General features: G+C 69.0%; 26 protein-coding genes. 14 read left to right on the top strand and 12 right to left on the bottom strand.

Annotation, left to right across the window (positions count from 1 at the left end):
- The first annotated feature begins 21 nt into the window (after positions 1-21).
- From ACJH6I_RS11605 to ACJH6I_RS11595, 3 genes are read left to right on the top strand one after another with little or no spacing between them, the layout of a single operon-like run.
- Positions 22-699 carry an aminoglycoside 3'-phosphotransferase gene (locus ACJH6I_RS11605; RefSeq protein ID WP_061002437.1) on the top strand — a complete coding sequence of 226 codons (678 nt, stop codon included), beginning with the start codon at positions 22-24 and terminating at the stop codon, positions 697-699.
- 38 nt (positions 700-737) lie between these two features.
- The gene (locus tag ACJH6I_RS11600) at positions 738-2,288 is read left to right on the top strand and encodes a Rieske 2Fe-2S domain-containing protein (protein ID WP_138251115.1); all 1,551 of its coding nucleotides are present in this window, start codon (positions 738-740) and stop codon (positions 2,286-2,288) included.
- Positions 2,285-2,656, top strand: a complete 372-nt coding sequence (locus ACJH6I_RS11595; protein ID WP_212807556.1) for a hypothetical protein — start codon at positions 2,285-2,287, stop codon at positions 2,654-2,656. Before ACJH6I_RS11600 ends, ACJH6I_RS11595 begins: the two co-directional genes overlap by 4 nt.
- Before the next feature lie 14 nt (positions 2,657-2,670).
- On the opposite strand, the gene ACJH6I_RS11590 is transcribed toward ACJH6I_RS11595, so the two are convergent.
- Positions 2,671-2,919 (bottom strand): hypothetical protein, encoded by a 249-nt coding sequence (locus ACJH6I_RS11590; RefSeq protein WP_244872731.1) that lies wholly within the window; start codon positions 2,917-2,919, stop codon positions 2,671-2,673.
- A gap of 69 nt (positions 2,920-2,988) precedes the next feature.
- A complete protein-coding gene (locus ACJH6I_RS11585) occupies positions 2,989-3,798 on the bottom strand; it encodes a DUF5718 family protein (protein ID WP_318983993.1) in 810 nt (269 codons plus the stop codon).
- Between the two features lie 105 nt (positions 3,799-3,903).
- Here ACJH6I_RS11585 and ACJH6I_RS11580 point away from each other — a divergent pair, with 105 nt between their 5' ends.
- Positions 3,904-4,629, top strand: coding sequence for a hemerythrin domain-containing protein (locus ACJH6I_RS11580; protein ID WP_212807559.1), 726 nt, complete (start codon positions 3,904-3,906; stop codon positions 4,627-4,629).
- Here ACJH6I_RS11580 and ACJH6I_RS11575 read toward each other — a convergent pair.
- Positions 4,626-7,940, bottom strand: coding sequence for a BTAD domain-containing putative transcriptional regulator (locus ACJH6I_RS11575; RefSeq protein ID WP_318983994.1), 3,315 nt, complete (start codon positions 7,938-7,940; stop codon positions 4,626-4,628). The two genes, ACJH6I_RS11580 and ACJH6I_RS11575, sit on opposite strands and share 4 nt — an antisense overlap.
- 22 nt (positions 7,941-7,962) lie before the next feature.
- A complete protein-coding gene (gene serS, locus ACJH6I_RS11570) occupies positions 7,963-9,219 on the bottom strand; it encodes a serine--tRNA ligase (RefSeq protein ID WP_212807563.1) in 1,257 nt (418 codons plus the stop codon).
- Positions 9,220-9,341: 122 nt separating this feature from the next.
- Between serS and ACJH6I_RS11565 the strand changes: the two genes are divergently transcribed.
- Genes ACJH6I_RS11565 through ACJH6I_RS11555 form a run of 3 tightly spaced genes read left to right on the top strand, consistent with a single transcriptional unit; the run spans position 9,342 to position 11,417 of the window.
- The gene (locus ACJH6I_RS11565; protein ID WP_406784084.1) at positions 9,342-10,817 is read left to right on the top strand and encodes a septum formation family protein; all 1,476 of its coding nucleotides are present in this window, start codon (positions 9,342-9,344) and stop codon (positions 10,815-10,817) included.
- A 2-nt stretch (positions 10,818-10,819) separates the two neighbouring features.
- Positions 10,820-11,170, top strand: a complete 351-nt coding sequence (locus ACJH6I_RS11560) for a metallopeptidase family protein (RefSeq protein ID WP_212807567.1) — start codon at positions 10,820-10,822, stop codon at positions 11,168-11,170.
- Positions 11,171-11,219: 49 nt separating this feature from the next.
- Entirely contained in the window at positions 11,220-11,417 is a 198-nt protein-coding gene (locus tag ACJH6I_RS11555) for a hypothetical protein (RefSeq protein ID WP_212807569.1), read from the top strand.
- On the opposite strand, the gene ACJH6I_RS11550 is transcribed toward ACJH6I_RS11555, so the two are convergent.
- Entirely contained in the window at positions 11,418-12,092 is a 675-nt protein-coding gene (locus tag ACJH6I_RS11550) for a histidine phosphatase family protein (RefSeq protein ID WP_318983995.1), read from the bottom strand.
- Positions 12,089-12,994, bottom strand: a complete 906-nt coding sequence (gene pheA / locus ACJH6I_RS11545; RefSeq protein WP_318983996.1) for a prephenate dehydratase — start codon at positions 12,992-12,994, stop codon at positions 12,089-12,091. Before pheA ends, ACJH6I_RS11550 begins: the two co-directional genes overlap by 4 nt.
- A gap of 121 nt (positions 12,995-13,115) precedes the next feature.
- On the opposite strand from pheA, the gene ACJH6I_RS11540 reads away from it, so the two are divergent.
- The 3 genes from ACJH6I_RS11540 (at position 13,116) to ACJH6I_RS11530 (ending at position 15,521) form a co-directional block, all read left to right on the top strand.
- Positions 13,116-13,919: a DUF2470 domain-containing protein gene (locus ACJH6I_RS11540; RefSeq protein ID WP_318983997.1), complete on the top strand. Its 804-nt coding sequence runs from the start codon at positions 13,116-13,118 to the stop codon at positions 13,917-13,919.
- Positions 13,920-14,041: 122 nt separating this feature from the next.
- Positions 14,042-14,809, top strand: coding sequence for a CPBP family intramembrane glutamic endopeptidase (locus tag ACJH6I_RS11535; RefSeq protein ID WP_212807576.1), 768 nt, complete (start codon positions 14,042-14,044; stop codon positions 14,807-14,809).
- Positions 14,810-14,972: 163 nt separating this feature from the next.
- On the top strand, positions 14,973-15,521 hold the full coding sequence (locus ACJH6I_RS11530) for a ferritin (protein ID WP_318983998.1): 549 nt from the start codon (positions 14,973-14,975) through the stop codon (positions 15,519-15,521).
- A 10-nt stretch (positions 15,522-15,531) separates the two neighbouring features.
- Here the strand turns inward: ACJH6I_RS11530 and ACJH6I_RS11525 are convergent, their stop codons facing one another.
- From ACJH6I_RS11525 to ACJH6I_RS11515, 3 genes are read right to left on the bottom strand one after another with little or no spacing between them, the layout of a single operon-like run.
- A complete protein-coding gene (locus ACJH6I_RS11525; RefSeq protein WP_318983999.1) occupies positions 15,532-16,392 on the bottom strand; it encodes a glycerophosphodiester phosphodiesterase in 861 nt (286 codons plus the stop codon).
- A gap of 4 nt (positions 16,393-16,396) precedes the next feature.
- A complete protein-coding gene (locus tag ACJH6I_RS11520; protein ID WP_318984000.1) occupies positions 16,397-17,344 on the bottom strand; it encodes a DUF4328 domain-containing protein in 948 nt (315 codons plus the stop codon).
- A gap of 59 nt (positions 17,345-17,403) precedes the next feature.
- Complete coding sequence (locus ACJH6I_RS11515; RefSeq protein WP_318984001.1) at positions 17,404-17,745, bottom strand: rhodanese-like domain-containing protein; 342 nt, start codon at positions 17,743-17,745, stop codon at positions 17,404-17,406.
- Positions 17,746-18,140: 395 nt separating this feature from the next.
- Here ACJH6I_RS11515 and ACJH6I_RS11510 point away from each other — a divergent pair, with 395 nt between their 5' ends.
- The 4 genes from ACJH6I_RS11510 to ACJH6I_RS11495 all read left to right on the top strand — a co-directional run bounded on the left by ACJH6I_RS11510 (position 18,141) and on the right by ACJH6I_RS11495 (position 20,658).
- Positions 18,141-18,296, top strand: coding sequence for a hypothetical protein (locus tag ACJH6I_RS11510; RefSeq protein WP_212807585.1), 156 nt, complete (start codon positions 18,141-18,143; stop codon positions 18,294-18,296).
- 144 nt (positions 18,297-18,440) lie between these two features.
- Positions 18,441-19,064, top strand: coding sequence for a superoxide dismutase (locus ACJH6I_RS11505; protein ID WP_212807586.1), 624 nt, complete (start codon positions 18,441-18,443; stop codon positions 19,062-19,064).
- 217 nt (positions 19,065-19,281) lie between these two features.
- Positions 19,282-19,812, top strand: coding sequence for a peptidase (locus tag ACJH6I_RS11500; protein WP_318984002.1), 531 nt, complete (start codon positions 19,282-19,284; stop codon positions 19,810-19,812).
- Positions 19,813-20,259: 447 nt separating this feature from the next.
- Positions 20,260-20,658, top strand: a complete 399-nt coding sequence (locus ACJH6I_RS11495) for a helix-turn-helix transcriptional regulator (protein ID WP_212807588.1) — start codon at positions 20,260-20,262, stop codon at positions 20,656-20,658.
- A gap of 48 nt (positions 20,659-20,706) precedes the next feature.
- Here ACJH6I_RS11495 and ACJH6I_RS11490 read toward each other — a convergent pair whose 3' ends face one another.
- The 3 genes from ACJH6I_RS11490 to ACJH6I_RS11480 form a co-directional block, all read right to left on the bottom strand.
- Positions 20,707-21,873, bottom strand: a complete 1,167-nt coding sequence (locus ACJH6I_RS11490) for a hypothetical protein (RefSeq protein ID WP_318984003.1) — start codon at positions 21,871-21,873, stop codon at positions 20,707-20,709.
- A complete protein-coding gene (locus ACJH6I_RS11485; protein WP_061006642.1) occupies positions 21,870-22,361 on the bottom strand; it encodes an ImmA/IrrE family metallo-endopeptidase in 492 nt (163 codons plus the stop codon). The genes ACJH6I_RS11490 and ACJH6I_RS11485 overlap by 4 nt, the downstream gene beginning before the upstream one ends.
- Before the next feature lie 62 nt (positions 22,362-22,423).
- Complete coding sequence (locus ACJH6I_RS11480; protein WP_318984004.1) at positions 22,424-23,302, bottom strand: hypothetical protein; 879 nt, start codon at positions 23,300-23,302, stop codon at positions 22,424-22,426.

Below are 23,302 nucleotides of genomic sequence, written 5' to 3'. Positions count from 1 at the left end.
AAGGTAGGCAAGGCTAGTCAGGTGACCTTCCCCAGCGGACCTGTTCCCGTTCCCGACGTCGTCCACGCGCTGGCAGCCGGCCGTCCCGTGACCGCGGTCTGGGAGAACGAACTCGGCGGCGTGACGTTCGCCATCGGCGCCGGCGACGAGTACGTCAAGACCTATCCCGCCGAGCACGCGCCGTTGCTGACCGACGAGGCCGTCCGGCTGCGCTGGGCCGGCCGGTACATCGCCGTCCCGCCCGTGCTCGGCGAGGGCGCCGGCTGGCTGCACACCGTCGGCCTGCCCGGCCGCTCCGCCGTCGACCCGCGCTGGGCCGACGATCCCGAGACCGCGGCCCGCGCGATCGGGGCCGGACTGCGGGCCATGCACGACGCGCTGCCCGTCGCGGACTGCCCGTTCGGGCGGCCCTCCTGGGTCGGGGTGGTCCCCGACCCGGACCGGCTCGTGGTCTGCCACGGCGACGCGTGCTCGCCGAACACCCTGATGAGCGACGACGGCGCGTTCGTCGGGCACGTCGACATCGGGGACCTCGGGGTGGCCGACCGGTGGGCGGACCTGGCGATCGCCACCATGTCCCTGGACTGGAACTACCCGGGCAACTACGAGGCCGCCCTGCTGGACGCCTACGGAGTGGTGCGCGACGACGAACGCATCGCCTACTACCGCTCGCTCTGGGACGCTCCGGAATCCGGCTAGACTCGCTGGCGAACTCGTCACCGCCAAAAGGGGCATTAGTGCAGGTCACAAGCGTTGGACACGCCGGATTCCGGATCGATACCGCCGCGGGCAGCATTCTGTGCGACCCGTGGGTGAACCCTGCCTACTTCGCGTCATGGTTCCCGTTCCCCGACAACAGTCAGCTGGACTGGGACGCGCTCGGCGACTGCGACTACCTGTACGTCAGCCACCTGCACAAGGATCACTTCGACCCGGAGCACCTGCGCGCCCACGTCAACAAGGACGCGACGGTGCTGCTGCCCGACTACCCGGTGCCGGACCTGCGTCGTGAGCTCGAGGCCCTCGGCTTCCACACGTTCTTCGAGACCACCGATTCGGTGAAGCACCGCGTCAGCGGGCCCAAGGGCGACCTCGACGTCATGATCATCGCGCTGCGCGCCCCGGCCGACGGTCCGATCGGCGACTCGGGCCTCGTGGTGTCCGACGGCGAGACCGTCGCGTTCAACATGAACGACGCCCGCCCGATCGACCTCGACATGGTGGCCACCGAGTTCGGCGACGTCGACGTCCACATGCTGCAGTACTCGGGCGCCATCTGGTACCCCATGGTCTACGACATGCCGGCCCGGGCCAAGGAGGCCTTCGGCACCCAGAAACGTCAGCGGCAGATGGACCGCTGTCGCCAGTACATCGCGCAGGTCGGTGCGACCTGGGTGGTGCCGTCGGCCGGCCCGCCATGCTTCCTGGACGCCGAATTACGTTGGCTCAACGACGATCACGACGATCCGGCCAACATCTTCCCCGACCAGGCAGTGTTCCTGGACCAGCTGCGCAGCCACGGCCACGACGGCGGGCTGCTGATGATCCCCGGCACGGTGGCCTCGTTCACCGGGCCTGCACTGGACTCGCTGGTGCATCCGATTCCCGACGCCGAGGCCGAGGCGATCTTCACCACCGGCAAGGCCGCCTACATCGAGGCCTACGCCCAGCGCATGGCGTCCGTGCTCGCCGCCGAAAAGGCCTCGTGGGCACCGGCTTCCGGCGATTCGCTGCTGGAGCCGCTGCGCGCCAAGTTCGAGCCGATCATGGTGCAGAGCGACCAGATCTGCGACGGCATCGGTTATCCCGTGGAGCTCCGCATCGGTACCGAGACCGTGGTGCTGGACTTCCCGAAACGGGCTGTGCGGGAGGCGATTCCGGACGAGAAGTTCCGCTACGGCTTCGGTATCGCACCCGAGCTGGTGCGCACCGTGCTGCGCGACGACGAGCCGGACTGGGTCAACACCATCTTCCTGTCCACCCGGTTCCAGGCGTGGCGGGTCGGCGGCTACAACGAGTACCTGTACACGTTCTTCAAGTGCCTGACCGACGAGCGCATCGCCTACGCCGACGGCTGGTTCGCCGAGGCGCACGACACCTCGGCGTCCATCGAGCTGGGCGGCTACGAAATTCAGCGCCGGTGCCCGCACCTGAAGGCCGACCTGTCGAAGTTCGGGATCGTCGAGGGCAACACACTGACCTGCAATCTGCACGGCTGGCAGTGGAACCTGGACAACGGCCGCTGCCTGACCTCCAAGGGTCATGAGTTGCGGAGCGCCAAGCGGTGACGAGCGCCCAGTCCGGCGCTCGCCCGGACGCGCATTACGACGACGGCCAGATCTTCCTGGACCGGCAGGCGATCACGTTGCGCCGCTACCACTTTCCGTCGGGCACGTCGAAGATCATCCCACTCAGCGCGGTCCGTGGCTACAAGGCCGAGTCGCTCGGCTTCATCATGGACCGGTTCCTGATCTGGGGCGGCACCGACCCGCGCCGCTGGTTGCCGCTGGACATCTGGCGGCCCATCAAGTCGACGCTGGTGACCCTCGACGTCGTCGGCACCACCCCGGCGCCGGCGTGTACCCCGTTGCGGCCCAAAGAGTTTCTGGCCACGCTCGACGAGTTACTGGGAGAGCAGGCCGCTCGCCGACAGTGACCAAATGGCGGCTGCTACCACCTGGTGCCGTCGAGCCCGGGAATCACGCACCGCCCGTCCGCGGCGACGCGGCCGATGAGCATGCCGTCGTAGCCGGTGCAGGACGAGTTGAGCGGCTCGCAGGTGTTGATGGACGTGATCACCTTGTCCTGGCCGCACGGGGTACCCGGGGCAGGCGGATCGGCGGCGGCCACAGCAGCGCTGAAGCCCAACGCGAGCATCACCGTGGACGCGAGGACGAGAGAGCGGGTCGAGTCGAACATCATGGACACCTCCGGCCGATGGCCCCGACGTGCACCAATGCTACGCCGAAACCGGCGAGGTGAACCCGGCTAATTCGCGGTCCGCACCGTCTGCAGCAACTCCGAGACGTCGTCGGAGGCGGTGTCGTACACGCGCACGATCGCCCGGTCGCCCGGCTTGAGGTAGGTGGACTCCCCCAGCTCGGTGTAGCGCGTCGCGCCGATGCCGACGAGCAGATTCCTCGGGTGACCGCTCGCCACCATCAGGGCGCCGACATCCTCCAAAGGTGTGTCGTCCGAACCCTTCTGGTTCGCCAGCCGGTCCACGATCCAGTCCAGCAGCTGTGTCCCGTAGTACGAGTAGCCCAGCAGCGGGCTGTCCTGGCCGTACGCCTGCTCGACGCCGCTGCCGTCGTCCAGGAAGCTCGCCAGCCGCAGCGACGACGTCGGACCGTCGGGGCTCAGGTCGTCGATGGCGAAGAACTGCGGGGCCACCCCCTTGGACGCCGAACCCCAGTTCTTCTTGTGGCTGATCTTCGGCGCGTTGGGCCGGCGAATGGAGCAGTCGTTGAACGCGCCCAGCGCGAACGGCCGCAGCCCGACCACCCGGTCGCCCGACCACGACACCTCGCACGCCAGCCCGACCTCGGGCTCGATCTGCAGGTTCAGCGGGGTGTCACTGACCGGCAGCTGCACCGCATCGGTGGACAGCGGGAACTCGCCGAGAAACGTGTCGCTGCCCGGCGCGTACCACGGAAAAATGCCCTTGGGTGCCCCGCCCTCGGACCGGACATTGACGAAATCGACTGCCTCCCCGGCCTGTTCGAGGTGCCCGGCGAAATTGCCCGCCACCCCGAAGCCGAACCAGCCACGCATGTCGTCCAGGTCGAGATCGATCATGGCTGCCACCCTACTGCGGCCGTGACCAGCACCGACAAGCCACAACCAAGTCGCGCTTAAGTCACGGGCACCACGCTGTGCGCAACCGATCACGAGGAGTCTGCTGTGCCCACCTCCGTCCCCGCCGTCAGCGTCGCACCCCGCCAGGCCGGCGAGCCCAAGCCCGACCTGCTGGGCATCAGGCTGGCGCACCGCGCCATGCTCGTCGACCTGGTCCGGCTCACCGAGCTGGCCAAGGCCGTGCGCGACCGCGACGTCATCTGCACGCCCGCCCGGGCTCGCGCCATCTCGCAGTACATCGAGATGCTGTGCGACTCGATCCATCACCACCACAGCACCGAGGACACCGTGCTGTGGCCGGTGATCCAGGCCAGCGTCGGCGCTCACCTCGACCTGAGCGAACTCACCGACGACCACGCCGCGCTGGACCCGCGCCTCGATCAGCTGCGGGCGCGCGCCGCGGCGTTCCGGCTGTCCAACGGTGACCGCAAGGTCGCGTTCCTCATGGCGTTCGAACTGGCCGAACTCACCGCGCTGCTGACCGAGCACATCAACGACGAAGAATTCGACCTGTTCCCGCTGATCACCGAGCACGTATCGGTGGACGACTGGGAGGACGTGGAGGCGGCCGCCCGCGCCGGCAGCCGGATGTCGTTCGACGGCCCGCGTTCACTGGCCGTGATGACCGACGACGAGCGCGCCTCGATGGCAGGCAAGTTGAGCATCGGGTTGCGGGCGTTTCTCGCGGTGCTGATGTTCCGGCATAGGCGCGTCGTGCGCACCGTCTTCGGCGACCTCGCGGAGAGCCGGTACGAGGCCCTGGCCGGCTAGTCGATGAAACTCAGCGCCTCGGCGGCGAGCCGGGACCGCAGCGCGTCGGCGGCCTTGCGGTAGGCGCGGGCCTCGTCAGGCCGGCCCAGCGCATCGGCGGCCGCTGCCAGCGCGTCGTCGACGGGCCCGACCATGAGCCCGTCGACCCCGAGCCCGGCGATGCTGCCGGAGTAGCGCTCGAGTTCGGCTGCGCGGGCCCGCACCTCGTCGAGGTCACCCATCGCGACCGCGGCATTGACGCGCAGGACGGTGAACGGCACCCAGAAATAGGCCCGCTCAATCGGTTTGCGGTCCGGCCAGAGCGCCCGGGCCTCGGCCTCGCGGTCCCGCGCGACCAGCGCCAGCACCGCCGCGTCCAACGCGGCGACCGAAATCTCGCGGTAGAAGAACACCAGCTCGTCGGCCAGGGTGCCCAGGTCGCCGAGACAGAACTCCCCCGTCACCCGGCCGACCATCGCGAGCTTCGCGCCGTTGGCGGCGCCGTTTTCGGCCATCCGCGCGGCGAGGTCGGTGTAGGCGCTCACCGCCTCTTCCAGCCGGCCGGCGAGCAGGTACATCCGGGCCTGGAACAGCCCCAGCACGCCGAGCAGATGGACCAGCTGGCCGGTGCTCGCGCGCGCCACCGCGAGGTCGACGTGGCGCTTCGCCGTCGCCAGGTCGGACCGGTTGCCGGCGGCCAGCGACAGCAGCCAGTGCGCCACCGCCTGGTAGTCGGCCTGCTCGGCGGCCTCCGCGGTCTGCAGCAGTTCGGCGGCGAGCACGTCGCGCTCGCCGTCCAGGTCGGGGCCGAGGGCGCAGAAGGCGTGCACGTTGAGCGCGGTGCACAGCAGGCGGCCCGCCCCCGGATCGTCGGCGTACACCTGCCGGGCCAGCGCGAGCATCTCGGTGCTGGCGGCCAGCGCACCCTCCGGATCGTTGCCCTCCAGCTCCACATAGAGCGCCTTGAGCAGCCGGATGCGGTCCGCCGCAGAGACGTCGCCGGCCAGCACGTGCCGCAGCAGCCCAATCATCTGGCCGTCGGATTCGTCGTACTCGCGGTCGCGCCACACCAGCGGGGTGTCCCACGCCGTGAGGATGCGCACCACCAGGTCATCACGCGACCGGCCCGAGACCAACTGCAGCGCGCATTTCATCTCACTGCGCGCCGTGACGGCGTCGCCGGACTGCGCGAGCGCGGCGATCAGGCCGCAGCGGACCTCGATGTCCTGGTCCAGCATCGCCACGCTCGGCGCCAGCTGCCGGCTGGCGGCGAGTTCGAGCATCTGGACCGCGGCGCGCCACTGCCGGGCGGCTTCGGCATGCGCCCCGACCGAACCCGCGTCCCGAGCGGCGGCGGTGGCGAAATCGGCTGCGGCCAAGGCGGTTTCCGCGGTAGCGGAGGCGACGGCGTGGTGGGCCAGAGCGGCCGGATCGACCGAGCGACCGGGTGCGCGCAGCAACTCGAGCGCCGCGGCGTGCAACCGCGACCGGCGCAGTTTCGAGGTGTCCTCGTACAGGGTGTCGCGGACCAGCCCGTGCGCGAACTGCAGCCGGCCGGGTGTCGGTTCGTCAAGCAGGCCCAGCAGCACGGCCGGTTCCAGTGCGTCGAGCAGATCATCGGGGTCACTGCGGCCCAGTTCGGCCAGCAGGTCGACGTCGATGTCGCGGCCCAGCACGGCCGCTTGACGCAGCGCGGTGACCGTCGGGCCGGGCAGCCGGGCCAGCCGGCGCCGCAGCACATCGCGCACCCCGACCGGCACCGACGCCCACACCGCATCGGGCCCCTCGGCGGCCATCAGCCGCGCCAGTTCCCGCACGAACAGCGGGTTGCCGCCGGTGCGTTCGCGCAGCAGGCGCAGCGCCTCGCCACTGGTCGTCAGTCCGCAGTCGGCGGCGACGGCGGCCGTGGCCGCGGCGTCCAGCCCGCCGAGAATCAGGTGCGCCGACGTGTGCACCGTCAGCGCCGCCCGCGCCACCTCGAGTTCGCCGCGATCCTCCGACGGGCGGTACGTCGCGATGACCAGGACGCGACGGTCCTGGGTGCGGTCGGCGACAAGCCGCAGCAGCTCCAGCGTCAGGCCGTCGGTGCGGTGCAGGTCGTCGAGGACGACGGCCAGCGGCTGCTGCTCGGCGACGGCGCTCAGAGCGTCGGCGACCGCCTGCCCGAGCCAGAACGTGCCCTGCTCGGCCGCGGCGCCGTCGTGCAGCAGCGGGGCCAGCGCCTGCCGGTCCTGATCCGTCGCATCGCCCAGCTCCCGGAGCACCTCGGTCCACGCCCAGCCCGCGGGCGCGCCGTGGACCTCCTGGCACCGGCCGTGCACGGTCCGCCAGCCGGCCGCGCGCAACCGGGCCGCGGCGGCCGCGGCCAGCGTGGTCTTGCCGGAGCCCGCCTCGCCGCCGATCCACAGCACCGCACTGGCACCGGCGGCGACGCTGCGTGCCGCGGCGTCGATGGCTGCGAGCTCCTCGGCCCGGCCGTACGCGACGAGGCCCGCCGGTTCGCGCGGCGCCGCGTCCGGGATCTCCGGCGCCGTCGCCCGGACCGGCGCGGGCCGCGACGGTTCCAGATGGTCGGCCTGCCGCAGGATGTCGCGCTCGAGATCGCGCAGCGCGCGGCCGGGCTCCAGGCCCAGCTCGTCGATCAGGTGCTCGCGGGTGCGCCGCAGTACCTCGAGCGCGTCGGCCTGCCGACCGGTGCGGTACAGGGCGGTCGCCAGGACTGCGGCCGCGCCTTCGCGACCCGGATGCGCGGCGACGTGTCCTTCCAGCGCCGCGACCGCGGGGCCGTACCGACCGAGCTCGACATGCGCGGCGGCATGGCTTTCCACCGCGGTCGACCGGAGTTCGGTCAGCCGTGCCACCTCCGGCACCGCCCACAAGGCGTCACCGGCCCCCGCGAACGGCTCACCGGCCCAGCCGGCCAGCGCCTCGTCGAGCAGCTGGGCGCGCCGCCGTGGGTCTGATTCGTCTTGCGCCGCAGTCACTTTCGCTTCGAAGTACCAGGCGTCGACGGCGTCGTCCGGCAGCCGCAGGCAGTATCCGGGCGCGGCGCTGACGAGGATGCGGGCCGGTGCCCGGCGCTGGCGATCAGGCTCCAGGACGCGGCGCAGATGCGAGACGTAGACCTGCAGCGCCGACAGCGCCTTGGGCGGCGGTTCGCCTTCCCACAGGTCGTGGATGAGCCGGTCGACCGACACCGTGTGCCCGCGGGCCGCCACCAACCGGGCGAGCAGCGCCCGCTGCATGCGCGCGCCCAGGTCCACCGGATCGGCACCGACCCAGGCCCGCACCGGGCCGAGCACCGTCACCCGCACCGGTTGTGCCACCGTCATGCCCCCGCCGACGTGGTTTCTTCTACTTGGGCTGTAACACCGAGGTGCCGACGTACGGCACCAACGCCTCGGGCACCCGGACACTGCCGTCGGGCTGCTGGTGGTTCTCCAGGATCGCGACCAGCCAGCGCGTCGTGGCGAGCGTGCCGTTGAGGGTCGCCGCCGTCTGCGGCTTGCCGTTCTCGTCGCGGTAACGCGTGGACAGGCGCCGGGCCTGGAATGTGGTGCAGTTCGAGGTCGACGTCAGCTCGCGGTAGGCCTGCTGTGTCGGTACCCAGGCCTCGCAGTCGTACTTGCGGGCCGCCGACGAACCGAGATCGCCTGCGGCGACGTCGATCACGCGGTAGGGCACCTCGATCATGGCCAGCATCTGGCGCTGCCAGGCGAGCAGCTTCTGGTGCTCGGCCTCGGCGTCCTCGGGCTTGCAGTAGATGAAGGCCTCGACCTTGTCGAACTGGTGCACGCGGATGATGCCGCGGGTGTCCTTGCCGTAGCTGCCGGCCTCGCGGCGGAAGCACGACGACCAGCCGGCGTACCGCAGCGGACCCTCGGACAGGTCCAGGATTTCGTCGGAGTGGTACCCGGCCAGTGGCACCTCCGAGGTGCCGACGAGGTACAGGTCGTCGGCCTCGAGGCGGTAGATCTCGTCGGCGTGCGCGCCGAGGAATCCGGTGCCGCGCATGACTTCCGGGCGCACCAGCACCGGCGGGATCATCAGGGTGAACCCGTTCTCGGTGGCCAGCCGGACGGCCAGCTGCAGCAGACCGAGCTGCAGCAGGGCGCCCTGGCCGGTGAGGAAGTAGAACCGCGAGCCCGACACCTTGGCGCCGCGCTCCATGTCCAGCAGGCCGAGGGCCTCGCCCAGTTCGAGGTGGTCCTTGGGGTTCTCGATCTCCGTCGGCGTACCGACGACATCCAGCACCTCGAAGTCGCTCTCGCCGCCGGCGGGCACGCCGTCGATGATGACGTTGCCGATCGCCAGGTGTGCGGCGGTGAACGCCTCTTCGGCCGCGACCTGTCGGGCCTCGATGTCCTTGATCGCCGCGGACAGTTCCTTGGCCTTCTCCAGCAGCGCGGGCCGCTCTTCCGGCGAGGCGGCACCGACGAGCTTGCTCGCCGCCTTCTGGTTGGCGCGTGCGGTGTCTGCCTCGGCGATGGCGGCGCGCCGGGCCGCGTCAGCGTCGAGCAGCGCATCCACGAGGCCGGGGTCTTCGCCACGGGACCGTTGCGATGCCCGTACCCGGTCCGGATCTTCGCGGAGCAACTTGAGGTCGATCACGGGCGTCAGACTACTTTTGTCGCCGCGGCCGTGGAATGTCGAGGGCCTCTAGCGGGGCACGGGCACAACCACATAACAGTACAACTGCAACTCTTGTCACAGCTCCTACGGCGGCTGTCACAATGGAACCGATGTTGGACGCACCCCCGGCAGTCGAACAGGGCCTGGACACGCCCCCAGACGCGCCGAAGACGACGACCACCTGGCAGCAGCGCATGCATGGCATGCATGCCACCGGGACGCAGCGCGCGCTCGTCCTCACCGCGCTCGGCGGACTGCTCATCGCCGGTGTCCTCACCGTCATGCCGGACGGCTCGCTCGGTCCGACCGGACTCGGCTTCAACACGGGCCGCGTCAACGCCGGCCGCGTCAGTGACACCCTCGACCACGCCAAGCCCGGTGAGTGCTTGAACTGGCCGGATCGCTCACCCGACGCCGTCGAGATCGTCGACTGCAAGAACGAACACCGCTTCGAGGTCGCCGAGTCCCTGGACATGCGGACGTTCCCGGGCAGTGAATACGGCCCCGATGCCGCGCCGCCGTCCGACGCCCGGATCAAACAGATCAGCCAGGAGCAGTGCCAGAACGCGGCGCGCGACTACCTCGGCCCGCGCTACGACCCCAACGGCAAGTTCGCGGTCAGCCTGGTCTGGTCCGGCGACAAGGCCTGGAAATCCAAGGGACAGCGCCGCATGCTGTGCGGCCTGCAGCTGCTCGGCCCGAACAGCCAGCAGCTGGCCTACAAGGGCAAGGTCGCGGACGTCGACCAGTCCAAGGTGTGGCCGGCCGGCACCTGCCTCGGTATCGCCCCGGCGACCAACCAGCCCATCGACATCCCGGTCGACTGCTCGGCGCCGCACGCCATGGAGGTCACCGGCGCGGTCAACCTGGCCGACAAGTACCACGACGTCATGCCGGCCGAACCCGACCAGCTGGCGTACATCAAGGACAACTGCACCAAGGCCACCGACGAGTACCTGGCCCCGGTGCAGCTGCGCGCCACCACACTGACGCTGATCTACAGTTCCATCGCGCTGCCCAGCTGGACCGCCGGCAGCCGGCAGGTGTCCTGCAGCATCGGTTCGTCGCTCGGAAACGGCGGCTGGTCGACGCTGGTCAACAGCGCCAAGGGACCGCTGCTGATCAACGGGCAGTCGCCCGTCGCACCGCCGGCCATCCCGGAGGAACGGTTGAACCTCCCGCCGATCCCGGTCGTCGAGCCGCCGGTGGACACGTCGTCGCAGAGCTCTTCGTCGTCGTCGTCTTCGTCTTCGTCGCAGGGTTCGCAGTCCGGCTCCTCCAGCCAGTCGAGCCAGAACCAGCGCGACCAGCAGACGTCGCAGTCGCCGCAGGGCAACCAGCACATGCCCGGCCAGACCGACACCTCCAACCAGCACGGCAACACCACCCCCGGCGGCCCTCAGCAGCAGCAGGGCAACACATTCCTCAACGGCCCGCCGCCCGCGCCGGCGCCGCCGCCCGGATTCGGCGCGCCGCTGGACGGACCGCCGCTCGAGGAGGCACCCGCACCGGCGCCGGCCGGACCCGTGGGTGGGGGTGCACCCCCCGGACCGGTGGTGCCCGCGCCCGCGCAATAGCCATGCCTGTCCGTATGGGGCAGCAGCGGTTCGAGGAGCTGGTGTCCGACGCGCTCGACCTGATCCCGCCCCGCCTCGCCGCGGCGCTCGACAACGTCGTGGTGCTCGTGCAGCCGCGGAACCCCGACGATCCCGGCATCCTGGGCCTGTACGAGGGCGTCGCGCTCACCGAACGCGATTCCTTCTACGCGGGCGCGCTGCCCGACACCATCACGATCTACCGTGACGCGCTGCTCGACATGTGCGACTCCGAGGAGGAGGTCGTCGACGAGGTGGCCATCACGGTGATCCACGAGATCGCCCACCACTTCGGCATCGACGACGAGCGGCTGCACGAGTTGGGCTGGGGCTGAGCAGCGCGGCAACGCGGTTTTGTCGGACCGCGGTGCTACAACAGAGGTCATGAGCACCACCTGCCGCAATTGCGTGGATGGGCTGGCGCACTGCCACGGCACGGTCATCGTGCACGTGGGCCTGCCGGCCGAATGTACCGACGAGATGTGCGCGCTGCCCGAATCCGAGCACACCCTGCGCATCGACTGCGACGTGGTGGGGTGTGGCTGCGCAGAACCCGCGATGGGTCTGCGCGCCACCGGATAGTCAGGCCATCGGGTCGGGCGCCGGCGGCGCTTCGGGGTCGTGCCCCGGGTAGAACGGCGGCGTCTTCGCACCCCACTGCACGCAGCTCCACCGGCCGTCGGTGATCGGGCTGAGCACCACGCATTCGGCGTTGAGCAGGTGATGCTCCAACGCGAAATCGGCGTCCACACCGGCCAATTGGGCGGCCACCAGCCGGATCGCGGCACCATGGCTCACCACCACGATGTCCCCGACCCAGTCGTGATCGTCGAGGCTGCGCACGCGCAGGTTCGTCAGCACCGGCACGTACCGATCCAGCACCTCGCGGCCGGTCTCGCCGCCCGGCATGGCGACATCCAGCTTGCCGCGCTGCCAGTCCTCGTAGATGGCGTCGAACTGCTCGATGGCGGCCGCGTCACTGCGGTCTTCCAGATCGCCGACCTGCACCTCGTGGATCCCGTGCGCCTCGACCGGATCGAGGCCCAGCCCATCTGCGATCTCGGCGGCGGTCTGCTGGGCGCGGGCCGCGACCGAATGCACGACGAGGCCGACGGGGTGTGCCCAGTCGATCCCGAAATCGCGAGCCTGCTGCCGGCCGAGTTGGGTCAGCGCCGCTCCCGGCGGCCGGGTGTCCAGCCGCTTGGCGACGTTCGCCTCCGACTGCCCGTGCCGCACCAGAACCAAACGGCCACTCATCCGCGTTGCCCCTCTCTCAACCCCGCCAACCACTGCGCTGCCTCATCGGTGACCGGCGGCGCCGCGCCGGCAGCCACTCCGGTCGGCCACGACCCCAGGTACCGCACATCGGCCACCCGGCGGTGCAGCGCCTTGAGCGCCTCGGCGACCGGCGCGTCGTCGATATGTCCGACACAATCCAGGAAAAAGATATACGTGCCCAATTCCGTTCTGGTGGGCCGAGATTCGATGCGGGTCAGATCGATGTCCCGGATCGAGAACTCCGTCATCGCGGAGACCAGGGCACCCGGTTCGTTGCGCAATCGCAGCACGACGGACGTCCGGTCGGCGCCGGTGCGCGGCGGCGGCGGACCGGGCCGGCCGACGAGCACGAAGCGCGTTCTGGCGTTGGGCTCGTCGACCACACCGTCGGCCAGCGAGTCCAGTTCCCACCGCGCGGCCGCGAGCGCGGTACTGACACCGGCGTCCACCAGACCTTCGGAAACCTGCTGCGCCGCACCGGCATTGGAGATCGCGGGCACCAGGGTGGCGTGCGGCAGCTGGTCGGCCAGCCAGCGGCGCACCTGGGCCGCGGCCACCGGGAACGCCGCGATGGTCGACACCGCAGCGGCGGTGACCCCCGGCCGGACGACGATGCTGAACGCGACGTCGAGCGTGTGCTCGGCGAAAATCTGTACTCCGCTGCCCGACGACAGGCTGTCCATGGTCGGCAGCACCGAGCCCTCGATGGAGTTCTCGATCGGCACGCACGCGTAGTCCGCGTCTCCCGCCCGGACGGCCTCCACGGCCGCGCTCGAGCTGTCACAGGCGACCGGTTCGAAATCCGGGTCGCCGGCGACCAACTGCAGCATGGCCGCTTCAGTGAAGGTGCCTTGCGGCCCGAGATAGGCGATGCGTGCCACGCCGCAACCCTACTGGCTGCCGGTCGGCCGATGCCCGCGACGCGGGCCTTTCGATAGGCCTTGCGCCAACACTCCGCGATAGTTAACTTAGGCTTACCTCACTTACTAGCGAAGGCGGGATATGCGCGACCTCACGACGACAATCGCAGCACCGACCACGGCCGAACGTGTCCGCAGCGCGTGCGCCCGGGCCGCCGACGCGACCCTGGCCGCCGACGGCGTCACACCGACGACCACGCCCGTGCATCACCTGCTGGCTGACGGCTCCGTCGCCCTGACCGTGCCGGCCGCGGGCCTGCTCGCCGCCACCGTCACGGCCGCCGGGGCCGGTGGCGTCGCCGCCATGCTGGAGCTGACCGACCTCGCCGCCCTGCCGCTGCGCGAACGGGTCCGCTCCCTCGTCTGGTTCCGCGGACGTCTCCACGATGTGCCGTCCGCCCGCGTCCCGGTCATGCTCGACCTGATCGCCTCAGAGCACCCGCACCCGGCATTGCTGCAGGTCAACACCGGCTCCGGGGCCGGTGACACCGACACTCCCTACACGCTGGTCCGCCTCGAGATCGAGTCCGTCGTGGTGGCCGACGCCACCGGCGCCGAGTCGGTGCCCGTCGGCGCGCTCCTGGAAGCCCGGCCCGACCCGTTCTGCGCCATGGAGTCGCACTGGGTGCAGCACATGGAGAGCGCGCACCGCGACATGGTCGACCGGCTCGCCAGCCGGCTGCCGGTGACGCTGCGCCACGGCCACGTGCGCCCGCTGGGCCTGGACCGCTACGGCGTCCAGCTGCGCATCGAACGCGAAGACGGCGACCATGACGTCCGGCTGCCGTTCACCAAGCCTGTCGACGACGTCACCGGCCTGAGCCGAGCCATCCGCACCCTGATGGGCTGCCCGTTCCTCAACGGGCTCCGCGCGCGCAAGATCTGAGCGCGTCGATGAGCCGCTTGCGCGAAGAGCGTCAGGGCGATGAGCCGCTTGCGCGAAGAGCATCAGGACGATGAGCCGCTTGCGCGCCGAGCATTAGACAAGCGCCGGTTACCGTAGCTGCGATGACCGGGCCGCAGCAGGAACACACCGAACGTCGCGCGCTGCGCCTCGAGATCGCCGTGGTGCTGGCCGTGACGTTCGGCCTGTCGGCCTACACGGCCGTGGTCAGCCTGGCCGAGGCCGTCATCCTCGGCTTGTCGGGGCAGAAGGTCGCGCTCAACCGCCGTCGCTCCCCGATCGACTTCATCGACTTCCTGCTCAACCTCAGCCCCGTCATCACCCTGGTCGGCTGGGGCTTCCTGGCGCTGTACCTGTTGTGGCGCAGCGGCTTCCGGCCCGCAGCGATCGGTCTGGGCCGCTTCCGGTGGCGCCCCGATCTGCTGGGCGGTCTGGGCCTGGCCGCGCTGATCGGTCTGCCCGGACTCGGGCTGTACGTGGCCGGCCGGGCGCTGGGCATCGGCGTGGATGTCGTGCCGAGCACGCTCGGCGACACCTGGTGGCGGATTCCGGTGCTGCTGCTGATGGCGTTCGCGAACGCCTGGGCCGAAGAGATCATCGTCGTCGGGTTCCTGCTGACCCGGCTGCGCCAGTTGGACGTCTCGGCGACCAAGTCGCTCGTCCTGTCGGCTCTGCTGCGCGGCGCCTACCACCTGTATCAGGGTTTCGGCGCCGGACTCGGCAACATCGCGATGGGGCTGGTGTTCGGGTACACCTGGCGGCGCACCGGCCGGTTGTGGCCGTTGATCATCGGGCACGGCGTGATCGATGCGGTGGCGTTCGTGGGCTACGCGTTGGCCGCCCGTCATTTGGGCTGGCTGCACCCGGCGTAATTCCGGGGCGAATTCCGCGCGACGTCAGCCAAGCCTTACCTATTCGCATTCAGCAATTCGAATTAATGGATATTGCATACGTCACACCGGGTAAGGATATGCTTTCCTGAATTAGGTTGACCTTGCATGACAAGGCCATTTGACCTGCACTATCTTCATTTTCATGACCGACGTGACGCGCCTCGAGACGAAATTCCACCAACTGCTCCAAGAACAGATTCGAAGCGAATTCGGCGCGTCTCAGCAATACATTGCGGTGGCCGTCTACTTCGATGGCGAAGACCTCCCTCAGCTCGCCAAGCACTTCTATGCGCAGGCCGTCGAAGAACGCAATCACGCCATGATGCTGGTGAAGTATCTGCTCGACCGCGACATCGACGTCGAGATCCCGGGCGTCGACCCGGTGCGCAACAGCTTCGCCTCCCCGACCGAGGCGCTCAAGCTCGCGCTCACCCAGGAACGCGTCGTCACCGAGCAGATCAGCCGGCTGGCCAGCGTGGCCCGCGAAGAGGGCGACTACCTCGGCGAGCAGTTCATGCAGTGGTTCCTCAAGGAACAGGTCGAAGAGGTCGCGACCATCACCACGCTGGTGAAGATCGCCGACCGCGCCGGCGAAAACCTGTTCAACCTCGAGGATTTCGTCGCCCGTGAACTGGCGGGCAGCGGTGCTGCCGACCCGACCGCGCCCGCGGCCGCCGGCGGCAACCTCTAGGCGGTCAGGCCTAGGCGTCCTGCCCGGCGTCCTGGCCGGTGTCCCGGCCCGCGCCCGTCAACCCGTTCTGCAACCAGTCCTTGGTTCGGCCCGGGTGATTGGTGGCGACCCAGCCGACACCGAGATCCGCGCAGTAGCGCACGTCCTCGTAATGGTCGACGGTCCAGCAGTACAGCGCACGCCCGTGCGCGGCGGCATGGTCGACCAGTTCGGGGTGCTCACGCAGCGTGGTGATCGACGGGCCCACTGCCGTCGCACCGACCGTCGTCGCCGCGCTGCCGCCCAGGTACCGCGACGTCTCGCCGAGCAGCACGGTCGGCAGCATCGGTGCGGCCCGGCGAATCCGCCACACCGCCGCCGCCGAGAACGACATCACCACGGCGCGGGCAAGGTCGGCGGAGGCCGGCGCCGCGATGCCGTACCGGTGCAGCAGGGCGAGCACCTTGCTCTCGACGAGCGCGCCGTACCGCACGGGGTGCTTGGTCTCGATGAACAGCTTCACCGGCCGGCCCCAGTCCAGCGCCAGCCGGATCAGGTCGTCGAGGGTGAGCAGGCCGGCCGCACTCTGGCCGCCGTCGGCCCGGCTGGGATGCCATGCGCCGTAATCCAATTCGCGCAGCTGCGCCAGGCTCATCTCACTGACCAGCCCGGTGCCGTTGGACGTGCGGTCCACCTTGCGGTCGTGCACGCACACCAGATGTCCGTCGCGGGTCAGCCGGACATCGCATTCGAGGCCGTCGGCGCCCTGGCTCAGCGCCAGTTCGTAGGCCGCCAGCGTGTGCTCGGGCCGCTCGGCCGATGCGCCACGGTGTGCCACCACGAAAGAGCTGTGGCGTGTGCCGTCCGTCCCGCCAGTGCCGTCCACGCCCATGGTCCTATGCTGCCGGTTCCTCCGCTGTGGGCTCAACCGGAACCGCCGATTGGGCACCTGATTCTTCGGCCTGCTCCGCGTCGACGACGACCCAGCGCTGTGCGGGTGCGTCGGCCTGCGTCCGCTCGAAGGCGTGATAGACGCGCAGGACCATCGCCAGCGACAGCATGCCCATCAGGTACGCGATGACCGTCACCTCAGTGCTGTCGGCGATGCCCTGCGGGTCCGTCGCGAACATGCCCACGATGGACCAGGCGACAACCAGACCCGACACGGCCCAGATCGCCCACCAGATGCCGATCGGGCGGCGCAACGCATTCACGCGGTTCTCGGCCGTGGCCATCTCGGTGACGAACACCGGCGCGAGGAACATGTTGACCACCGGGACGAGGCAGCCGACCCACAGCACCCAGCGGCGGCGCGGCTCGGTGGTGCCGGCGCGGTGATAGGCCGCCGCGCGGCGGGCGATCAGCCAGTTGGTGAGCACGATCGCCGTCGCCAGCACCGCGAACAACGCGACGACGCCGGCCGCGACGCCGAGCCAGCTGCCGGCGAGGGCGACCCACGGGTTCAGCAGCACGGTGCGGTTGATCAGCAGCAGGACGTAGCGCACGACATGCATCAGCGCCGCGGCGCCGAGCGCGATCATCGTGATGGCCGCGACCGTCTGCACCACAGCGGTCGACGGTCCGCGATGCGTCTGCTCCGGCTCGGCGGCCGGCCCGGAATCCTGGGCGAACTCTTCGGTCAGGCCCCAGCGCGGAATGTGGTCGTAATGCGGGGTCGGCCCCAACGGGGGCCGCTGCCGCCGTGGCTTCGGCGCAGGACCCGGCCGCACGGCGATCCACCGGTATCCGCGCGCCGACTTCGTCTGCCCGGCCGGCGTCTGCGCGTCGGGGGCCAGCAGCGGACCGCGGCAGCGCGGGCACCACTGACGCTGGCGATCACGCACGTTCCAACGCGTCGAGCACCGGGAACAGACCTGGATCACGGAACCAGCCTACGGGCCCGTCAGACGGCGCCGGGGGCGCCGTCGTCGGTGACGATCGCGCGACCGGCACCGGCCCACGCCAGCATCCCGCCGTTGACGTTGATCGGCTCGAACCCATTGCGCGCCAGGTAGTGCGAGACCTTCAGCGACCGGCCGCCGGCATGGCAGATGACGTACAGCGCGGCGTCACCGTCGATCTCCCCCAGCCGGGCGGGCACCTCGCTCATCGGGATGTGCTGGGCCCCTGCGGCGTGGCCACGGGCCCACTCGTCGTCTTCCCGCACGTCGAGCAGGACCGCGTCCGAGTCGAACGCGGTGGGCAACTGATCGACGTCGATCTGCGGCACGTGCACATCATCCATGCGTACATGCTGGCACGGGCGGGGCTCACGCCACCACCGCACGCCATGACAGCAATCGCAGAACTATCCACAGTTTCCACAGGTTCATCCACAGGGCGACGGGAGGCCCGCCGACGGCCGTACCGGCCACAGCGCGCCGAACGCATAATTGACTGGGGATAAACAAGGGGCCATTGGTCCCCGTTGATCAACAGGCCGACACGCGGCGTGAGCGAAAAAGCTTGCCGGGCTAAGTAAATCCGGGGCCGCAAATCCGGCCCGCCGCCGATGGGGCCCGATTTCCCCGTCCCGCCGGCAAACGGTTATGATCGGCGTCACAACATCGGGTTGTGACAATCCTCACTCCGCTCGAAATCGGGAACTCAGGGTTGTTCTGGCAGGTCAGGGAGTATGCAATGGCGGCACATCCGTTGCGTCCGGGTTCGGGCGCATCGCCCGAGTGGCAATCGGCGTTCCCGTCCCGCACACACAGCCAACTCGTCGCGTGTGTCCGCGCCGGCATCATCGCGCTGGTCCTGCTCGTCGTGCTCGTTCTGATCGTTCTGGTCTAAAGGCCCAACAGGCACCGATCCCACCCCTGTTCCGGGGGTGTCCTTGCGGTGCGCGCAGCGATGGAGCAATGTGGTCTGGGATCTGTGGACGAACCCCAACTAGGGTCGTTGATCCCGCACGCGATCATCTAAGGAAGGAATCCTGTGGCTGAGTACACCCTGCCGGACCTGGACTACGACTACGGCGCCCTGGAGCCGCACATCTCCGGTCAGATCAACGAGATCCACCACAGCAAGCACCACGCGGCCTACGTCAAGGGCGTCAATGACGCGGTGGCCAAACTCGAAGAGGCGCGGGCCGGCGACGACCACGCCGCGATCTTCCTGAACGAGAAGAACCTGGCCTTCCACCTCGGCGGCCACGTCAACCACTCGATCTGGTGGAAGAACCTGTCCCCCAACGGTGGCGACAAGCCGACCGGCGAGCTGGCCGCGGCCATCGACGACCAGTTCGGTTCGTTCGACAAGTTCCGCGCGCAGTTCACCGCGGCCGCCAACGGCCTGCAGGGCTCGGGCTGGGCGGTGCTGGGCTACGACAGCCTGGGCGGCCGTCTGCTGACCTTCCAGCTGTACGACCAGCAGGCCAACGTGCCGCTGGGCATCATCCCGCTGCTGCAGGTCGACATGTGGGAGCACGCCTTCTACCTGCAGTACAAGAACGTCAAGGCGGACTACGTCAAGGCTTTCTGGAACGTCGTCAACTGGGCCGACGTGCAGGAGCGCTTCGCCGCCGCCACCACCAAGACCAACGGTCTGATCTTCGGCTGATCTCGCGCTTTCCGGTAACGGGGCGTCGCGCATGTGCGCGGCGCCCCGTTCTCGTTACCACCGAAGCCCCCATCTCGCGAGCCGGAAGCCACATTCGGCCCACGTGACACTTCTGGCACTCGGGCCATCTTGCGTGCTAACGCGTCACTGCCGCACCCTGGAATCAGCGATCCACTGCCGTATCGACTGATTGCTGATCGAGTACCGGAGGGCAGCCATGGAGAGGTCTGGGCAAGCCGTCGAGATCGCGCCGTTCCATTCCGGCGGCGCGTTGAAGGGGTTCGTGGTGTCCGGCCGGTGGCCCGATTCCACCAAGGAATGGGCCCAGCTACTGATGGTCGCCGTCCGGGTCGCCTCGCTGCCCGGGTTGCTGGCAACCACCACCGTCTTCGGTACACGCGAAGAACTGCCAGAACATCCACAGCCGGGCACCGTCGGCCTCGTTCTCGCCGAAGGGCCCGTTGTTGGCGAAGCAGCGGTGACACCCGGATACTTCGCCGAGCATCAGCCGACGGCCCTGTTGATGCTCCACCCGCCCGCCGAGACGACACCCTCCCTCCCGGAGTGCCACGGCGCCGCGTCGGGGTGCCTGCTGCTACCGGGACTGCCTTACCTGGGACTGGAACATCGCGCCGCGTGGGTCGAAGCCGAAGCCGACGGCACCATCACCTCGATGGTCAGCAGGGTCGGCGTCGATCCCATCAGCCATCCCGACACCGCCATTCTGGCGATGCTGCTTGCCGCTTGACCCAACGGTGGGTTAACAGCAAAGAGGTCGGGTAATTCGCCATGTCGCCGGCCGGCGGCCCAGGGCGCTCCCCTTCCTGCTCACGCGGTTGCCACGTCCTGCCGCTCGGGTTAATCGTCGGTACGCTAATGGCAAACACTTCGGACGACACCGAGCGCCCGACACCCGGATTGCTGAATCATCCCCCGCCCGACAGCGATTGTGACGCGACGTGCAGCCGAGGTCCGGGCAAAATAGCACACGCGTCAAAATTTGCCTCATCAGGCCGCCGACCGGGACCGGGATCCACCCCCAGAACCCCAGCTCGGAGCCCTTTGAGCCGACAAATTTGGTAGCTGGAGCGACTTTTCCGTGGTTTGCACTTGGTTCCCGGCGCAACTCTCGCTACGATAGTCAGCAAATAGTGACACTGACGCCTGCGGATATCGCTAAGTGGAGGAATAACCGATGAGCATGACGTTCGCCGCTCGGCTGAACCGGCTGTTTGACACCGTCTACCCGCCCGGACGCGGCCCCCACACATCTGCCGAGGTGATCGCCGCACTCAAGGCCGAGGGTGTGACCATGTCGGCCCCGTACCTGTCGCAGCTGCGTTCGGGCAACCGGACCAACCCGTCTGTCGCGACCATGGCTGCGCTTGCCAACTTCTTCCGGATCAAGCCGGCTTACTTCACCGACGACGAGTACTACGAGAAGCTCGACAAGGAGCTGACCTGGCTCGCCAACATGCGCGACGAGGGCATCCGCCGGATTGCCGCTCGGACGGTCGGCCTGTCCCCCGAAGCCAAGAAGGACCTCGCCAACAAGGTCGACGAGCTGCGTCGCCAGGAGAACCTCGACAGCTGAACCGGTTAGCCCTATCGGGCTCGACCACATTACGACCAGCGGATTCCGTTAATCCGCTGGTCGTACTGCTTTCACGCGCCCGACGGACGCCTTCGGGGCGGTTCCGGGCGCATCCGCCTTACCCTGCCGATCCAGCTCGCGGTACTGCGCGGCAATCGCCAGAATCCACTCCCGATCCGAATACGTCGCGGGCTGCCTGAGCCAGCTCGGCCCCGGGAACTTCGTCCGCGAACCGCCCTTCGGACGGCTGCTACGGCCGTCGTAAATCCAGCTGGCCACCCGCCGCGCCTGCACATCCGGCGCCACGTCGACGCGTCCGGAACCGGCGGCCTCACCGGCACCGTCCAGGACGGCGGTGGCCTCCAGGTACAGCGCATCGGAGATCAGCGACATCTGCTCGGCCACCCGGAAGAGCAGCGGACCGCGGGGCCGCACACCGATCCCGATGTTCGGATGGCGGCGGCTCAATTCGGCGAGCAGCGGGGCGATGGTCCGCAGTTCGCGCCGCGCCCCGAACCAGTCCTCGACACTGGGCAGCAGCGAGCCGCTGGCCACCACCAGCATGGCGCAGCCGAGAATCGTCGCCGCCGCGCCGACACCGACCAGTTGAGTGCTGCCCACCGCCCGCAACAGGATGAAGGCGCTGGCCAGCACGATCAGCACGATGCCGACGCTGAAGACGAACAGGGCGCGGCCCCTTCGGGTGCGGTTGGAATTACGCACCCCGGCCCACGCCACCAGCGTCAGCGCCAACAACACGTACAACAACGGCAAGAGCCACGACAACGAGTTGCCGCCCGAACCCAGATTTCTGCGCAGGTACTCCTCGGGCGCCATCTCCGGCTGCTGCGGGGTCAGGAAGAACAGCACCAGCGTGAGCAACGCGATCGCCCCGGCGACGCCGTACTGGGCCAGGGCGATGCGGCGGATGACGAGCGGTTTACGACTCGACGATGCGGAGGTGATCATCACGCAACTGCCTGCGGCACAAGCGATCAGCGCCACCTGGCTGAGCATGCTGGACACGTTCGGCCAATGCAGGATGGTGTCGAGCAGGAGCGTGAGCGGCTCCCAGTTCAGTGCCGCGACCAGGCCGAGGCTGCCCAGCGCAACGATCATCGCGGCACTGACGAGGGACTGTTTGTTGACCAGCGCCCAACCGATACGCAGGCCGGTCGCCAGGCCGAGCAGGCCGGCGATAACCCAGATGATCAACCAAACGCCTCGCCGAGACGGATCTGGACGATCGAGGAGCGGTCAGAAGGCAGCCGGCCCAGCCGGTGGATGAGCAACGCGGCGAAATCCTCGGCTTCCTGTTCGGCTTCCTCACCGGCGGGCCCCATACAGCCGGTCCGCTGATTCAGCATGTAGCCGATGAGATCGGAACTCGCCAGTTCCATGGAGTCGCGGGCGGCCTCGACGACGGACACGCCCTCATGACCCAGCACCAGGTGGCCGAGCTCGTGGGCGAGGGTCCGGTCACCGGCCGGCAGTCCCTTCTGCAAGAGGAACACGTCGCGGTCGTTGTACTGGCGCCACTGCCCACAGACGCCGGGCGGCAGGTCGGCCATGGTCACCTCGATCGGGCGGCCACGGTCCTCGCTGACTGCTTCGACGAGACGGGCAAGTGAGACCTCGCCACGTCGCGGGGCAAGATCCAGCACCGAATTGACTGCGCGTGTGACACGGCGGCTCGCGGGCATGCCGAACCCCCTTTCGCTGCGATTGGCACGGTTGCCATCAATTGTGCCGCAGACCCATTGCCTCAGGTCATAAATCGTGCAGTGCCGCTGCGGCGGACCACGTGACCAGCGCGCGCCTGCCGGTAGCCGACCAGGCCACCGGCGCCCGTCAGGATGAGGATGCCGGTGAAGCCGGGAACGGCCACCGCGGCCACCTCGCTGAGACCGGCTGCGCGCAGGTAGTCAGGATATCCGGCGCGGAACGCGGGTTCAGCGATGATCTCGTTCTTGGTGCCGAACGTGGTCGGCTGCGGCGACCGCACCGCCGGGAGTTCTGCCGGGGCGCTGACGACGACCGGGTTGTCGAGCTTCAGCGCGGGAAACGCCGGCGTATCCAGCACCGGCGCCAGCGGTAGGCCCGCAGCCGGCACCGGCATGCGGTTCGGGCGCCCGACGTTCAGGTTCATCGTCGGAACGACTTGTGCACTCAGCATCGACAGCGACGTCTGCATGAAGGGCAGCGACGTCGCGGCGTCGAGCGTCGCGTTGGTGAGCCCTGCGACGAAGTCATAGACCGGCTCGATGTGGGCGAGGACGAAAACCGGGATCGCGGCGAGCTGCGCCAGCACCGGGATGTTCGACATGTCGGGCAGCTGCGGGAGCTGATCCCACTTCGGCAGTCGCGGCACCAGCGACGCCAGCGGGATCTTCGTCAGATCGATGCTCTGCACGGCCCCGGTCGGCGACGTGTGGACAGCCGCGGACGGCAGGGAGAACGTCAGACCCATCAGGTTGATGCTGGTGGTCGGTCCGGCCGGGGTCGCCTTGACCGTCGCCTTGGTGGGTGACGCGGTCGGCGACGCGGGGCTGTCCGAACCGCTTCCCGGCTTGACGCCGCCTGCGGTGGGCAGGCCGGGCAGGCCTGGCAGCTTGGGCAGACCCGGGAGCGACGGCAGGCTCAA

The organism is Mycobacterium sp. SMC-13 (assembly GCF_045311035.1).
Classification (GTDB): domain Bacteria; phylum Actinomycetota; class Actinomycetes; order Mycobacteriales; family Mycobacteriaceae; genus Mycobacterium.
This window is presented reverse-complemented; position numbering and strand designations above follow the sequence as displayed.

Bases quoted from the DNA above. Each gene is read 5' to 3' on its own strand.
- ACJH6I_RS11575 (WP_318983994.1), bottom strand. From the start codon at position 7,940: ATGACGGTGGCACAACCGGTGCGGGTGACGGTGCTCGGCCCGGTGCGG.
- ACJH6I_RS11540 (WP_318983997.1), top strand. From the start codon at position 13,116: ATGCGCGACCTCACGACGACAATCGCAGCACCGACCACGGCCGAACGT.
- ACJH6I_RS11530 (WP_318983998.1), top strand. From the start codon at position 14,973: ATGACCGACGTGACGCGCCTCGAGACGAAATTCCACCAACTGCTCCAA.
- ACJH6I_RS11560 (WP_212807567.1), top strand. From the start codon at position 10,820: ATGCCTGTCCGTATGGGGCAGCAGCGGTTCGAGGAGCTGGTGTCCGAC.
- ACJH6I_RS11485 (WP_061006642.1), bottom strand. From the start codon at position 22,361: ATGCCCGCGAGCCGCCGTGTCACACGCGCAGTCAATTCGGTGCTGGAT.
- ACJH6I_RS11500 (WP_318984002.1), top strand. From the start codon at position 19,282: ATGGAGAGGTCTGGGCAAGCCGTCGAGATCGCGCCGTTCCATTCCGGC.
- ACJH6I_RS11565 (WP_406784084.1), top strand. From the start codon at position 9,342: ATGGAACCGATGTTGGACGCACCCCCGGCAGTCGAACAGGGCCTGGAC.
- ACJH6I_RS11525 (WP_318983999.1), bottom strand. From the start codon at position 16,392: ATGGGCGTGGACGGCACTGGCGGGACGGACGGCACACGCCACAGCTCT.
- ACJH6I_RS11590 (WP_244872731.1), bottom strand. From the start codon at position 2,919: ATGTTCGACTCGACCCGCTCTCTCGTCCTCGCGTCCACGGTGATGCTC.
- ACJH6I_RS11515 (WP_318984001.1), bottom strand. From the start codon at position 17,745: ATGGATGATGTGCACGTGCCGCAGATCGACGTCGATCAGTTGCCCACC.
- ACJH6I_RS11550 (WP_318983995.1), bottom strand. From the start codon at position 12,092: ATGAGTGGCCGTTTGGTTCTGGTGCGGCACGGGCAGTCGGAGGCGAAC.
- ACJH6I_RS11495 (WP_212807588.1), top strand. From the start codon at position 20,260: ATGAGCATGACGTTCGCCGCTCGGCTGAACCGGCTGTTTGACACCGTC.
- ACJH6I_RS11555 (WP_212807569.1), top strand. From the start codon at position 11,220: ATGAGCACCACCTGCCGCAATTGCGTGGATGGGCTGGCGCACTGCCAC.
- ACJH6I_RS11535 (WP_212807576.1), top strand. From the start codon at position 14,042: ATGACCGGGCCGCAGCAGGAACACACCGAACGTCGCGCGCTGCGCCTC.
- ACJH6I_RS11585 (WP_318983993.1), bottom strand. From the start codon at position 3,798: ATGATCGATCTCGACCTGGACGACATGCGTGGCTGGTTCGGCTTCGGG.
- ACJH6I_RS11510 (WP_212807585.1), top strand. From the start codon at position 18,141: ATGGCGGCACATCCGTTGCGTCCGGGTTCGGGCGCATCGCCCGAGTGG.